This is a genomic window from Paenibacillus sp. VTT E-133291 (genome assembly GCF_002264395.1).
Lineage (GTDB): Bacteria > Bacillota > Bacilli > Paenibacillales > Paenibacillaceae > Paenibacillus_AQ > Paenibacillus_AQ nitricinens.
Map to the genome: position 1 here is coordinate 32,034 of NZ_NFVA01000022.1, position 13,816 is coordinate 45,849.

The following is a 13,816-nucleotide window of genomic DNA, read 5'->3' on the forward strand; positions in this document are numbered from 1 at the left end:
CATTGCGTAATAACAAACATCGGCGTGTATTCAGCGGTCTTCTTATTTTATCTGCGGCTGTAGCCGTGTTGATCCTTAGGCTGGCGTGGGTTCAACTAATTATGAAGGAACAGAAGGTTCCTGGAACAAAATATACACTTGCGAAGATGGCGGAAATTCAAAGTGAACGGGAAACTGTACTGGACAGCGGTCGGGGACGTCTGTATGACCGCAAGAATGAGCCTCTTGCGGGGGAAACCATTTGGACGGCGGCTTTTTTTCCACAAGAGGAGAGGGCTAAGAAATCAGTGACGAAGGTTGTTTACGAAGAAGCTAAACCCATGCACCGACTGGCGGAGATTCTGGGTGTCAGCTATGAACAACTGTTGAATAAGCGGTCGTCACTTAAAGAACCTTTGCTATGGCCATCTTCAGTGGGAAAAGGGCCACTCGCGTTGTCTCAGGCACAGGCAGAAGAAGTGAGTGCACTGGGGATCGACGGAGTAGGCGTGCTCCCTTTCGCACGCAGATATGATGGAATTTCTTCAGGTCGGCAATGGCTAGGCTATTTATCGGAAGCCATCATGCATAAAGCTTCTCCTACGGGTCTTAGAGTTCCTATGACGGGAACGGACGGTTTAGAAAAGACATTAGAGCCTTTGCTTCAAGGGGTAGGTCACACGGAAGCATTTGTTCAAGTGGATGCGCGTGGGAATCGCCTTCCAGGCAGTCCCATTCAAGTTAAAGCTCCGGGCAATCCATATTTCCCTCTTTCTTTATATACAACGGTTGATAAGAAGCTTCAGGAGGGAATTGAGGAGCTTGCGCTCAAATCCGGAATGAAGGAAGGAGCTATAGTGGTGTTAGATACCGGGACGGGCGATATTGAAGCCATGGTATCTTTACCCTTCTATAATCCAGAGAAGGTATCTCCGCAAGGAGGGGAGTGGAACAATCGGGCACTCCAGGCTGCCGTTCCTGGATCGATCTTCAAAATCGTTACAGCCGCCGCGGCGTTAGAAGCAGGTATAACCTCCGCTGATGAGCTTTTTTATTGTTCAGGGCAATACGAGAAATATGGTTTGTCTTGTATGACAGGAAAAGGACACGGCCCCCTTACGCTGGCGCAAGGATTCGCCGTGTCCTGTAATACTGTATTTGCTGCTCTGGCAGAGCGCTTAAGCGGTATCCAGCTTCAATCGACTGCACTGGCGCTAGGACTCGGTAGAGATATCAGCTGGCAAGCCGAGAAGACGCTTGGGTTTCCAATTCTAAAACCACTATCCGGAGAGCAAAAGGGAACCATCTTTACTACCTTACTGCCGGATGACAAGGGAGCCAGGGTGCAGACTGCAATTGGACAGCGAGATGTACAAGTAACCCCTCTACAAGCAGCTAATCTTATTGTAACGCTACTGCATGGAGGTGAAGTAAGGGCGCCAAGGATTCTGCAGCGAGTCACATTTGCCAACGGGCAGAAGCTGGAGGATCTGCCGGGACATCTGTCCCCTTCTTCTGCAGGGAGGATTTCTGAGTCTACAGCCCGCCAGTTACTGTCTATGATGCGCAAAGTTGTGACTGATGGAACGGGAGCCCGTCTACAAAGCACACACTGGCCTCTTGCAGGTAAATCAGGGACAGCACAGACGCTGGTTAAGGGCGTAGCACGCAATAATCAATGGTTTATCGGCTACGGTCCGGTGGATCACCCAAGATATGCTGTATCAGTTGCTGTAGAGAATGTCGCTCCCGATAGTCCGCATCTTGCCATTAAGCTGTTCGGTCAGATATTTGATTTATTATCATCTTCTACAGAAGCTTGAGGCTCCGGAGGAGTAGCAGTGGCCTTGCCCTTAGATGAAGGGCCATTTGCAGCAAAGGGCGAAACGATAAACTCCTCTTGAGGCAAATAGATCCAGCTCTGAAGATATCCTTGTTGAATTAGTTCTTTGATCAGAATAAGCAGAATCGGCGACAGGATCAGACCGGCCATACCGAAAGCGGATGTGGACAGAATGACGAAGGACAGCATCAGAAAAGCAGATGATACGCCGATCGAATTCCCGGTAATCTTCGGTTCAAGCAGTTGTCTTACAATCAATACAATCGCCAGGAGTACGATTAAACCGATGGCTAAAGAGGTATTACCAACAATAAACAGGTAGATGATCCAAGGGACTAAAATCGTCGTTACACCAAGGAGCGGTAAGACATCAAATACAGCACAGATAAGCGCCATAGTGATTTCGTTACCGGTCCTTAGTATGAATAAGCCAACCAGTACGATAACAAAGGTAATGCTAATCAGAATAAGCTGGGCTTTTAAATAAGAGCCGATGGCTTTGAAGACGTTGCCCTGCAAAAAGGCATAAGCGGTTTTAAATGTTTTTGGCATTTTGTCATGGGCAACCTTGCGCCAATCTTTAATCTCCATACTAAGGAAAAATGCTAAAATAATGGCGATCCCAAAATTAGCCATGAAGGAGGAGAAGGATCCGAGCACACCGACCATATACTTTAGAAAAGTAACAAGCCAATGTGTAAGGACATTCGTGGCATCTTTAAAGTATCCATTTACTTTGTCGGTAATATCCGGCGGCAAATTATTGATTTTTTGCTGAAGATAGGTTGTGGATTCTACGAAATGTTGTTGTACCACATATGTATATTTAGGAAGGTTTTCTTGAAAGTGAAGAGCTTGGATGGTGACCAATAGTCCAGCGCCAAATAACGTACCTAGAAGAATGATTAGGAATAGCAGCACTGAGATCGCCGAAGCGAAGGGTTTGGCAAGTCCGCGCCGGTTCAAGAAACGGGCAAGTGGTTCAATAAGCAAAAATACAAAAAAAGATAGGAATACAGGTGCAGCTAACTGATACAATTTACTGAAGGCGAACATAACCAGATAGACCGTGAGGACAATTAATCCAATGTCGAAGAACGTGCGCCAATATTTTTTGTACAACGGCAGCATAGATATAAACAACTCCCTTTTTAATTAAGTTGATAGGTTAGCTTGAATACATTGTACATGATTTTACGTAAAAACCGTCTATTTCTTTGATACATGTGTTAAAATAGGGGGTAACGTATTTTTTAACTAACTTCACTTGGCCGTATCACAGGTTCTGCTTGCAGACGTAAGGCGAGCCAAAGTCAACTCTGGAAAAGCGAGGAATTCATATGCAGACTTTGCTGCTCTGGTTATTTTATATCTCCACTTTTTATGCTTTTATCCCTGGTATGATTAGTCGCATTTTTGGTTTTCGTGTCTTTCGTAAAGGAACTGGGCAAAATGAGTTTGCGTTGACCTTTGATGATGGGCCTGACCCTCGGTTTACGCCGTTACTTCTGGATTTATTGAAGAAGTACGATGCAAAAGCTACCTTTTTTGTAGTAGGATCTAACGCTGAACGTTATCCGGATCTTATTAGGCGGATACATGGAGAGGGACATCTTATTGGAATTCATAATTATGTTCACAAGACGAACTGGCTCATGCGGCCCGCAACCGTTCGTCGGCAGATTCAGCGCACGAATGATATTATCTACAACATAATAGGCGAGCGTAGTACTTATTACCGTCCACCTTGGGGGATTGTTAATTTATTCGATATTTCCAAACGTCGCCAAGTTGAAATTGTTCTATGGTCGGTAATGTTTGGAGATTGGCGTGAGAAGCTTGGTGCGCAGCGTCTCACTGAGAAGATGCTGGCGCGATTGAACCCCGGTGAAGTGATGCTGCTGCATGATAGTGGCACAACATTAGGTGCCGATCCGGGCGCACCCGAGAATATGCTTATAGCTCTTGAACTGACGCTGCAGGAGGCCCAAAAAAGAGGATTGCGCAGTATTCGAGTGGACGACATGATCAAAATGGCGGAGAAATCACCGATTCGGCGGTTATCCTTTAGTAAAAGAGTACTGGTCGGACTCTGGTTGGCTTGGGAGCAGGTATTCCAAGTATTGTTCCAGCTCAAGACGATTAACCCGGCCGATCCGTTCATGCATTATCGAATGCGTAAATATCAGGGAGAGCCTGTTGAACTTGGTGATGGAACCTTGCTGAGTAAAGGTGATAAAGTCATTGAGCTGCATATTGATAACAGGCAATTATTCGAGTTAGGTATTCATTCTCGTTCTTCTGCTCAACTTGCGATTCGAATGATCCGCAGAATGGAGAAAGGGTTGCCAATGCTAGCAGAAGTTATTGCCGATGATGTAAACCTCGCGCAAGCCAAAGCACTTTATGGTGTTAGTATGATTAACCGTGGGCCAGAGAAATTCGGTTTTAGCGTACATGATTTGCCCGATGGCATATTCGCACGCTCCACCAAGTTTTACTTAAAGATCCTGTTAAGTGTAATTCATCCAGATGGTGGTGCTAGGCTCAAGGAGCGTAGTGAGGTACTTGTACCGAAGCTAATCCTGATGCCTGTCTCAGAATTATTCAAGAAGATGAATAAGCAACTGCCTCATGATGAAAGGTCGGTAAGGAAACGTAAACCACAGCAAGAGGAAGCATTGTCGCTTAACGATTCACTCACAGAAGTGGAATTACCAGGAGCAACAGTAACGAATTGATTCATGATATTATTTAGACTTATAATGAGCCGTAATATAGATGCCTCACAAACCAGCAATGGATTGTGGGGCATTTTTTCTTGTGTCCAATAAAAAAGAGCAGTCCGACCATAGATTATCTAAGGTAGACTGCTCTTGTATGCAAGGAACAACTAGAATTCGGGTTTGCTAATTAAATCTTCAGGACTGCACCGTTACTTGCGTTGGTAACCATTTTGGAATAGCGAGCCAGGTAACCAGTCTTAACTTTAGGCTCAAACTCTTTCCAGCCGGTACGGCGAACCGCCAAAACTTCTTCTTCAACCAGCAATTCAATCTTACGGTTGTTGAGATCCAGTTCAATGATGTCTCCATCCTCAACAAAAGCGATTGGACCGCCTTCTGCAGCTTCTGGAGAGATATGACCGATGCTAATTCCGCGGGAAGCCCCCGAGAAACGTCCGTCTGTAATCAGACCGACCTTAGCACCAAGACCCATCCCCACGATTAGCGAAGTAGGAGCTAGCATTTCCGGCATACCCGGTCCACCCTTTGGACCCTCATAACGAATAACGACTACATGACCTTCTTTAACCTTACCGTTAGCGATACCTTCGAGTGCGGATTCTTGGGAATCAAAGCAGATCGCAGGACCTTTGTGATATCCACCAACAGAAGCATCAACTGCACCTACTTTAATGATGGAACCTTCTGGAGCCAGGTTGCCGTATAGGACGGCGAGACCGCCTCTTTCGGAGTAAGGATTATCGATCTTATGAATGACGGAAGTATCTTGGATTTCATGACCGATTACGTTCTCGGCTAATGTTTTGCCGGTAACTGTCATGCAGTCTCCGTAAAGAGCACCTGGTTTCTTCAGCAATTCATTCAAGACGGCACTAACGCCGCCTGCGCGGTCCACATCTTCAATGAAAATATCGGATGCTGGAGCCAGCTTCGCCAAATAAGGAACCCGGTTAGCCACTTCGTTAATGCGTTCAAGCGGATAATCGATACCAGCTTCTTGAGCCAGGGCAAGGGTGTGCAGTACTGTGTTAGTAGAACCGCCCATTGCCATATCCAGTGCAAACGCGTTATCGAGTGATTCTTTAGTTACGATATCTCTTGGTTTAAGGTCCAACTTAATCAATTCCATCAGTTGAGTAGCAGATCTGCGTACAAATTCTCTGCGCTCATCGGCTACAGCTAGGATGGTACCATTACCTGGCAATGCCAGTCCAAGTGCCTCTGCAAGGCAGTTCATGGAGTTGGCAGTGAACATTCCTGAACAAGATCCGCAGGTAGGACAACCGAATTGTTCTAATTCAAGTAACTCAGCATCATTGATTTTTCCAACTTGATGAGCACCTACGCCCTCGAATACGGAGGTAAGGGAGAGTTTTTTACCTTTACTGTCTACGCCGGCTTTCATTGGACCGCCACTTACGAACATGGTCGGGATGTTGACACGCAATGCGCCCATCATCATGCCTGGTGTGATTTTATCGCAGTTAGGGATGCAGACCATGCCATCGAACCAATGCGCGGAAACGACAGTTTCCAAGGAGTCAGCGATGATCTCACGGCTTGGCAGGGAATAACGCATACCGATGTGTCCCATTGCGATACCGTCATCAACACCGATCGTATTGAATTCGAAAGGAACGCCGCCAGCTTCACGAATCGCTTCCTTAACAATCTTACCGAACTCTTGAAGATGCACATGACCTGGAACAATATCAATATAGGAATTGCAGACCGCAATAAACGGCTTTCCGAAATCTTCTTCTTTTACTCCGGCTGCACGCAGGAGACTACGGTGTGGAGCACGGTCAAAGCCTTTTTTAATCATGTCTGAACGCATTTTCTTGGCTGCCATAATGACATTCCCCCCTAAATGAATTTCAATCAAATATAGTGTCGCATTAACGCAATGAACTCCAAAGACCTGCGTATATACGGTTTATAGAAAGAACGGGGACCTGCTTCCTGAATAAGAAAAGCGATGCCGTTTCTATAAAAAAAGCCGCTGTTTTGGTATAAACAGTTACCGCCTAAAATGAACGGAGAAGTCATTGTTATTAGTGAGTCTATCACAAAGAGCACGTTTTTTCTACCGGACAATGTGAGATTTGTCGATTGACGAAGAGCGTGGGAAGTGAAGGAAAAGCCCATTTTCGTAAGGAAAGTGCTTTATTTGGAAATAGATCAGGGTTCTGATGGATCTATTTGCCACTCTAGACAACTTTAGGAGAGCTGAGTATGATGGGAATTATTATTTTATGGGAGGTGCTGGAAAATCGGGATTCGTCTACAATTACCGCCGTGGTAGATTGTTTGTACGGGGATGAATAGCTAAGGAGGAAAAGAGAATGTCACAGCGTACAACTTTTTTAAATCCAATTGTAGCAAGCTCGGGAGACCCGTGGGTATTCAAACATACCGATGGCTATTATTACTTTATGGCAACGAAAGGTAAATGTCTGGAGCTGACGAGATCTAGAACATTGACCGGTCTTGCAGAGGGTGACAAGAAAGTGATCTGGTCTCCCGAACCTGGGGGCAGCTACAGTTACAATCTGTGGGCGCCGGAAATTCATCATTTGGATAACAAATGGTACATTTACTACACTGCGAATGACGGAGGAGGCGACGAGTCTCGGCGGATTTGCGTGCTGGAAAATGAAACGGCTAATCCGCTGGAAGGACTGTGGGTATGGAGAGGTGCACTGCAGACACCTGTCTCAGGGTTGGATGGAACAGTAATGACTTTGCGGGAACAGCTGTACTTTCTGTATGCGGGATATGGTCATTTCCCTGATTATGGGTCAGCCATATACATTATGCGAATGAGTAATCCATGGACCTTGGAAGGTGAGCAACATCTGCTCACAGCTCCAACTCTGTCATGGGAGAAGCAAGGTGGCATGGCGATTAACGAAGGTCCGGTTATTTTGCAGCGAAACAATCGTATTTTCATGGTTTATTCGGCTAGTACGACGTGGTCTGAGGATTACGCACTAGGTATGCTCACCATGAGCGAAGCAGCAGATCCTTTGCAACCGCTCTCATGGGAGAAATCAATGTCACCTGTATTCTGCAAAAGTGTTGAGAACGGGATTTTTGCTACGGGACACAATAGTTTCACCCGATCTCCTGACGGCGAGGAAGATTGGATAGTCTATCATGCGCTTCCTTCCGCTGGAGCGGATGTGTCTTTACGCGCAACCCGTATCCAGAAATTTGGCTGGAATGTGGATGGAACACCGGATTTTGGGGTACCTTGTAGTGATACGCTTGCTCAGACTGCGCCATCGGGAGAGTAACATTAAAACATAAAATCAAGATTGAAAAGGCCGTTTATTACAGGAAAACTGTAATGAATGGCCTTTTCATTTAATGTGGATATTTTTAATCGTCGTCCATAATAATTGACGGAAAACGCCTGATTAATAAGGGTTATTTCATAAATGTGTAGATTTGTTGGTATGTTTTTTAATAGATTTGTAGCGTGATATAGTCATATATTTATTTGAGGAAAGTTCATAAGGTTACAAAAATATTGTATGAAAGCGTTGACATTTTGATTTTGGATGCTTATAATTCGATCTGAGATACAGAAAAACTGTATTAATCAAGGGGAGCTATCTACGTGGCAAAAAGGGCGTGGTTCCAAGCTTTGGATTTGCTTAAGGCGTTGTGGCAAATATTTTATAGTGGGAGGTTAAGTATGAAGAACAATGCAAAGCGTTATTTTAGTCTTTTATTTGTGTTAATACTGATCATTTCGACTGTAACAGCATGTAGTGGCAACAGTGCAAACAATGGGGCGGATAAAGGTGTCTCCAACAACAAAGAGAAAGAGAGCACAGCCAAAGACCCGGTTGATTTTACAGATATCAGCGCGGACATACGCGGCAATACAGCCCCAACCCAAGAGCAAATCGACGAAGTTAATCATTCCTTGAATGATACATACCTCGGCGACGTCTTCGATGAAGTCATTCCAAATGATTACTCAGCTTACCCTGTTAAAGGTGATGTGGTTCTGGATGTATGGATGCCTGCGAATTCTAATATTCCGGATATGAACAATCATGCCGTCCAGAAGCAGGTCGAGCAATTGACGGGCATCAAAGTAAACTTCATCACGCCGCCAATCGGCCAGGAAGCGGATGCCTTTACGTTGATGATTTCCTCCGGTGATCTGCCAGATATTATCATTGAGCCGGGACGCTACCCAGGGGGACTTGAAGCAGGTGTAAATGACGGTGCTTATATTGATCTGACTGATCAGATGGAAAAAAATGCTCCGAACTATACGAAGTGGCGCAATTCGGATGAATCAAGAAGAAAAACCACGGTCACGGATGACGGCAAGCTGCTCGGTTTTTATGGGATTGCCCCATACTCGGAGTGGACTTGGTTTGGGACGTTGATTAAGCAGGAGGCGCTGGATAAAACTGGGCTTGAGGTTCCAAATACGATTGACGAATGGCATACCTTCCTGACAAAAGCAAAGGAAGTTGGATACAAAGCTCCACTCAATTACGGATCGACTTATGGGCAGATCTTCACCGGCATCATAAATGGTGCTTATGGAGTTTGGGATTGGACCTTCCTTGATAAGAACGGCAAAGTAGCCTGGGGGCCGGCGCAGCCGAAAGCTAAGGAATATTTGACCACTATGCAGCAATGGAACAAAGAAGGATTGTTGAACCCGGACTGGGCGACGGCAGATTTTAACCAAAGAATGGCCAGCGCTATTTCGGGGGACACCGCTGTGATGATGGATTCTCCGGATACGATGTGGAGTTATTGGAAAGAGCAAAGCGGAATCGACTTTGTGGGGGCGCTGAACCCGGTTCTGAATAAAGGGGATAAATCTGCTACCACATACAAGAATTTTAAAAGAGCAGGGACCGAAGCTGCGATCACTACCCAAAGTGAGAATGTGGAAGCGGCAATGGCCTGGCTTGATTTTAATTACAGTAAAAAGGGCTGGGAATTGATTAACTTTGGCGAGTATGGAACGGTACATCTAATTGATGAGGCGGGAATGCCTTATTATCCGGAGAACAGCTATATCTATAAGGATCCTGAAGGTCAGCCGGTATCGACTACGTTATTCAAATACCGTATGCATAATTGGCCGAATATCCGTGACGAGCATCATGCCAATCCGCTGATTGCTACCAAAGGAAGCTACTCCGGAGATATCCGGAAATACTGGACTGAGAATATGGATACCAGCATGGCCATGCCGCCGATTTCCTTTACCAAAGAGGAGGCCTCACGGGAAGCTGAACTTGGTAACCAATTGTCAACTCTACGTGGAGAGTATTTTGCAAAGATTGTAATGGGAGAATTGTCGGTTGATGCCTATGATAAGTTCTTGAAAGAAGCTCAGAATATGGGACTGGATGAATTCTTAAATATCCATCAGGCAGCCTTAGATCGATATAACAAACGATAGGTGGTTGTTTTATGGAGATATTAAGAAAAAATAGAGAAATAAAGCCGATTCCTGAGTTCGCTAAACCTAAAAATACCAAGCTAGTGATTAAGAAAGATTTGAAAAAAAACTGGTTTGTATATCTGTTGGCCGTTCCTGTAGTGGCGTGGTTCCTGATTTTCTGCTACGGGCCGATGTGGGGGGTTATGATCGCTTTTAAGGATTTTAAACCCCTGCTGGGGTTTGGCCAGAGCGAGTGGGTAGGGTTCAAGCACTTTATTGATTTCTTCCAAGGTCCGTATTTTTGGAGAGTTGTTAAGAATACCTTGCTGCTTAATGTTTGGGGAATCGTCTTCGGATTTACAGCGCCGATTATTTTAGCTTTAATGCTGAATGAAATTCGTGGGGCTAAGTTTAAGAAAACCGTTCAAACCATTACCTATATGCCTCACTTTATTTCACTCGTGGTTGTCTGCGGGATCATCCATATTTTTGCTGCGGATGAAGGGATTATTACGCAAATCCTGCAATTTATTACCGGAAAAGAATATTCTTCACTGCTCGGATATTCTTCTTTCTTCCGGCCGCTTTATACATTCTCTGGCATTTGGCAGAGCATTGGTTGGGACAGTATCATTTACCTCGCTGCGATGAGCTCAATTGATACTTCTTTATATGAAGCAGCTGAAATCGATGGCGTAGGAAGAATAAAGAAAATGTGGCATATTACATTGCCGCAGATTAGCCCGGTGATCATCATCTTGTTCATTTTTGCAATTGGAGGGTTAATGTCATCCGGCTACGAGAAAATTATTCTGCTATACAATCCTCTGATTTACGATACTGCTGATGTCATTGCATCTTATGTTTACCGTCGCGGCTTAAGAGAAGCCAGTCTCAGTTATTCTACGGCGGTGGGGTTAATCAGTTCGATTGTTAACTTCGGGCTACTGTGGATGACCAATAGTATAGCCAAACGCAGATCCGAGGCCAGCTTATGGTAAGAAAGAGGGACAGCCATGAAAGATAATCTGCAGCCTAAATCGAAAAAAATCAGAAAGCATAGATCCACAGGGGACAGAATATTCGACTATTCACTGTATGCCTTATTAACCGCATTAACGCTGGTGTGCTTTTATCCTATCCTGCATATATTGTTTGCTTCCGTCAGTGATCCTAGCTCATTAGTTGCCCATAAAGGAATCTTGCTAAGACCGCTGGGGTTCACTTTGGATGGCTATAAGCTGGTGTTTAAAGATAACAGTCTGATCAACGGCTATAAAAACACGATTATATATGTAGGGTTAGGCACATTAGTCAACATGATCATGACCATTCTGGGAGCTTATGTATTGTCCAGACGAGGTTTGTATTTCAAAAACTTCATCATGATCCTGATTACAATCACCATGTTCTTTGGTGGCGGGTTGATTCCCTGGTTCCTATTAATGAAGGATATTGGTTTGTACAATAATTTGTGGGCTATGATTTTGCCAAGTGCTTTAAGTACATGGAACATTATTATTTTACGAACAAGCTTTCAAGCCATTCCGCAGGAATTGGAAGAAGCGGCTACCATTGACGGGGCAAGTCAGGCCCATATTTTAACGAAAGTGATTCTGCCGCTGTCCAAAGCTACGCTGGCTGTAATCTTTTTATACTATTTAGTTGGGAATTGGAACTCATGGTTTAATGCGATGGTGTTGTTGAAGGACAGACAGCTGTTCCCGCTGCAGCTATTAATGAAGGAAATATTAGTAGCTAATGATGCAACCGCAACCTCGATCGGCAGTGCAGGCGGGGTAGTCATCGATAGTGCCCAGAGCCAGACAGCTTTCCGCGAGCTGGTTAAGTATTGTGCGATCGTCGTTTCTACGCTTCCTATATTAATGGTATATCCTTTCTTGCAAAAATATTTTGTTAAAGGTGTTTACGTAGGTTCGATCAAAGGATAGCGGGCAAAACCCCCAAGTTCATCTTATATAGAATTATTAATAGGAGTGAAGTACACCATGTTGACAGAAGCGAGCAGCACATCCGTTCCACGTCCAGAATATCCAAGACCCCAATTTGCCCGTAAGGATTGGCTTAGCCTAAATGGAGAATGGGATTTTACGTTTGATGATGAAGATGTCGGTGAGGAAGAACAATGGTATCGGGCGGACATTAAGGGTCTATTTTCACGGGCTATTCAAGTGCCCTTTGCATTTCAGAGCAAGCTGAGCGGAATTGAAGATCCTTCCTTTCATGATGTTGTGTGGTATAGAAGAGCTTTCGAAGTTCCTGAGGGTTGGAACGGGAAAAGGATTGTCCTCCATTTCGGCGCCGTTGATTATTTGGCAAAAGTCTGGGTGAATGGTCAGCTGGTGGCCATGCATGAAGGCGGACATACGCCATTTCAGGCTGATATCACTCCTTCGCTAATTAAAGGAAGTAATACTATTATACTGCGCGCAGAGGATTTCAGCCGGGATGTCACTTTGCCGCGGGGCAAGCAATATTGGCTGGAACAGTCTGCTGCCATCTTCTATACCCGCACAACCGGAATCTGGCAGAGTGTCTGGCTTGAACCGCTGTCTGCAGTGCATCTGAGCAAAGCTATGATGACACCTGATATTGACCGCAATGAAATCCGGCTTCGGACATTTCTGCAAGGATTTAAGTCTGCTGAGCAGCTCAAGCTGCGCATAACGGTATCGTATGACGGTGAAGTGATTGCAGAAGATCAATATTTGGTCCTGAATGCTGAACAGCTGCGGACTATCGGCTTGGGTGATTTTGCGGATCATGGTCTTGGACGTTTATGGAGCCCTGAGCATCCGAATTTGTATGATATTCAATTCCAATTGCTTCGAAATGAGGAAGTAATTGATGAAGCAGTGAGTTATTTCGGCATGCGCAAGGTGTCGATTGAAAATGGCAAGCTATGCTTGAATAACCGTCCATATTTCCAGAGACTGGTGCTGGATCAGGGGTACTTCCCTGACGGGATATTAACTGCACCTACAGACGAAGAGCTGAAACGTGATGCCCAGCTGACAAAGGAAATGGGTTTTAACGGGGTGAGAAAACATCAGAAGACAGAGGACCCCCGGTTCCTGTATTGGTGTGATAAACTCGGCCTGTTGGTATGGAGTGAGGCGGCTAATGCTTATGAATATTCCGAGGCGTATGTGCGCCGCTACACGAAGGAATGGCAGGAGATCATAGAGCGCGACTATAACCATCCTTGTATCGTGACCTGGGTTCCGCTTAATGAGAGCTGGGGTGTTCCCAATGTCCAGATTGATACACGCCAGCAGCAGCACGGATTGGCAATGTATCATTTAACGAAATCCTTGGATGGGATGAGACCTGTTGTGTATAACGATGGGTGGGAGCATATGACTACAGATCTGGTGACTATTCATGACTATGAGAGCCATCAGGAAGTGCTGGAGGAGAGATATGCCACGGCAGAATCTTCTGTAAATGCGATGCCGGCCAACCGCAAAATATTCGTCGGTGGAGCTTCGTATCAAGGCCAGCCGATTCTCGTATCCGAGTTTGGTGGAATTGCCTTCAAGAAAAGCGAGTGGGAGGGCTGGGGTTATTCTGGGGCAGAGAACGAAGAGGATTTCCTGATGAAGCTCAAGGCTGTGGTTGACCCGATGTTCACTTCCCCGGTGATCCAAGGTTATTGCTATACACAGCTGACGGATGTCGAGCAGGAAATCAACGGACTGCTCACCTATGATAGACAGTCCAAAGCTCCGCTTGAAGCGATCCGCAATATCATGATGCATATCCAATAAATAACGATTACTAAAAGGAGTTACA

General features: G+C 45.2%; 9 protein-coding genes. 7 read left to right on the forward strand and 2 right to left on the reverse strand.

Translation table 11 applies throughout. The annotated features are described in order from the left end of the window. Nucleotides 1-2 precede the first annotated feature (2 nt). Nucleotides 3-1,802, forward strand: coding sequence for a peptidoglycan D,D-transpeptidase FtsI family protein (locus CA598_RS11665; protein ID WP_094876589.1), 1,800 nt, complete (start codon nucleotides 3-5; stop codon nucleotides 1,800-1,802). Here the strand turns inward: CA598_RS11665 and CA598_RS11670 are convergent. Beyond that, nucleotides 1,763-2,953 carry an AI-2E family transporter gene (locus CA598_RS11670; RefSeq protein WP_094870583.1) on the reverse strand — a complete coding sequence of 397 codons (1,191 nt, stop codon included), beginning with the start codon at nucleotides 2,951-2,953 and terminating at the stop codon, nucleotides 1,763-1,765. The two genes, CA598_RS11665 and CA598_RS11670, sit on opposite strands and share 40 nt — an antisense overlap. Nucleotides 2,954-3,162: 209 nt before the next feature. Here CA598_RS11670 and CA598_RS11675 point away from each other — a divergent pair, with 209 nt between their 5' ends. Further along, nucleotides 3,163-4,563 (forward strand): polysaccharide deacetylase family protein, encoded by a 1,401-nt coding sequence (locus tag CA598_RS11675; protein WP_094870584.1) that lies wholly within the window; start codon nucleotides 3,163-3,165, stop codon nucleotides 4,561-4,563. Nucleotides 4,564-4,735: 172 nt separating this feature from the next. Here the strand turns inward: CA598_RS11675 and ilvD are convergent, their stop codons facing one another. Further along, nucleotides 4,736-6,421, reverse strand: coding sequence for a dihydroxy-acid dehydratase (gene ilvD / locus CA598_RS11680; RefSeq protein ID WP_094870585.1), 1,686 nt, complete (start codon nucleotides 6,419-6,421; stop codon nucleotides 4,736-4,738). Nucleotides 6,422-6,914: 493 nt separating this feature from the next. Between ilvD and CA598_RS11685 the strand changes: the two genes are divergently transcribed. The 5 genes from CA598_RS11685 to CA598_RS11705 all read left to right on the forward strand — a co-directional run bounded on the left by CA598_RS11685 (nucleotide 6,915) and on the right by CA598_RS11705 (nucleotide 13,791). Continuing rightward, a complete protein-coding gene (locus tag CA598_RS11685; protein ID WP_094876590.1) occupies nucleotides 6,915-7,868 on the forward strand; it encodes a glycoside hydrolase family 43 protein in 954 nt (317 codons plus the stop codon). A 404-nt stretch (nucleotides 7,869-8,272) separates the two neighbouring features. Beyond that, a complete protein-coding gene (locus tag CA598_RS11690) occupies nucleotides 8,273-10,018 on the forward strand; it encodes an extracellular solute-binding protein (protein ID WP_094876591.1) in 1,746 nt (581 codons plus the stop codon). A gap of 11 nt (nucleotides 10,019-10,029) precedes the next feature. Beyond that, complete coding sequence (locus CA598_RS11695; RefSeq protein ID WP_094870588.1) at nucleotides 10,030-11,001, forward strand: ABC transporter permease; 972 nt, start codon at nucleotides 10,030-10,032, stop codon at nucleotides 10,999-11,001. 15 nt (nucleotides 11,002-11,016) lie between these two features. After that, the gene (locus CA598_RS11700; protein WP_094870589.1) at nucleotides 11,017-11,952 is read left to right on the forward strand and encodes a carbohydrate ABC transporter permease; all 936 of its coding nucleotides are present in this window, start codon (nucleotides 11,017-11,019) and stop codon (nucleotides 11,950-11,952) included. Between the two features lie 57 nt (nucleotides 11,953-12,009). Then, nucleotides 12,010-13,791 carry a glycoside hydrolase family 2 protein gene (locus tag CA598_RS11705; protein WP_094870590.1) on the forward strand — a complete coding sequence of 594 codons (1,782 nt, stop codon included), beginning with the start codon at nucleotides 12,010-12,012 and terminating at the stop codon, nucleotides 13,789-13,791. The last annotated feature ends 25 nt before the right edge of the window (nucleotides 13,792-13,816 follow it).

Excerpts from the sequence above, each read along its gene's own strand:
- CA598_RS11670 (WP_094870583.1), bottom strand. The coding sequence starts at position 2,953 with ATGCTGCCGTTGTACAAAAAATATTGGCGCACGTTCTTCGACATTGGA.
- CA598_RS11675 (WP_094870584.1), top strand. The coding sequence starts at position 3,163 with ATGCAGACTTTGCTGCTCTGGTTATTTTATATCTCCACTTTTTATGCT.
- ilvD (WP_094870585.1), bottom strand. The coding sequence starts at position 6,421 with ATGGCAGCCAAGAAAATGCGTTCAGACATGATTAAAAAAGGCTTTGAC.
- CA598_RS11685 (WP_094876590.1), top strand. The coding sequence starts at position 6,915 with ATGTCACAGCGTACAACTTTTTTAAATCCAATTGTAGCAAGCTCGGGA.
- CA598_RS11690 (WP_094876591.1), top strand. The coding sequence starts at position 8,273 with ATGAAGAACAATGCAAAGCGTTATTTTAGTCTTTTATTTGTGTTAATA.
- CA598_RS11695 (WP_094870588.1), top strand. The coding sequence starts at position 10,030 with ATGGAGATATTAAGAAAAAATAGAGAAATAAAGCCGATTCCTGAGTTC.
- CA598_RS11700 (WP_094870589.1), top strand. The coding sequence starts at position 11,017 with ATGAAAGATAATCTGCAGCCTAAATCGAAAAAAATCAGAAAGCATAGA.
- CA598_RS11705 (WP_094870590.1), top strand. The coding sequence starts at position 12,010 with ATGTTGACAGAAGCGAGCAGCACATCCGTTCCACGTCCAGAATATCCA.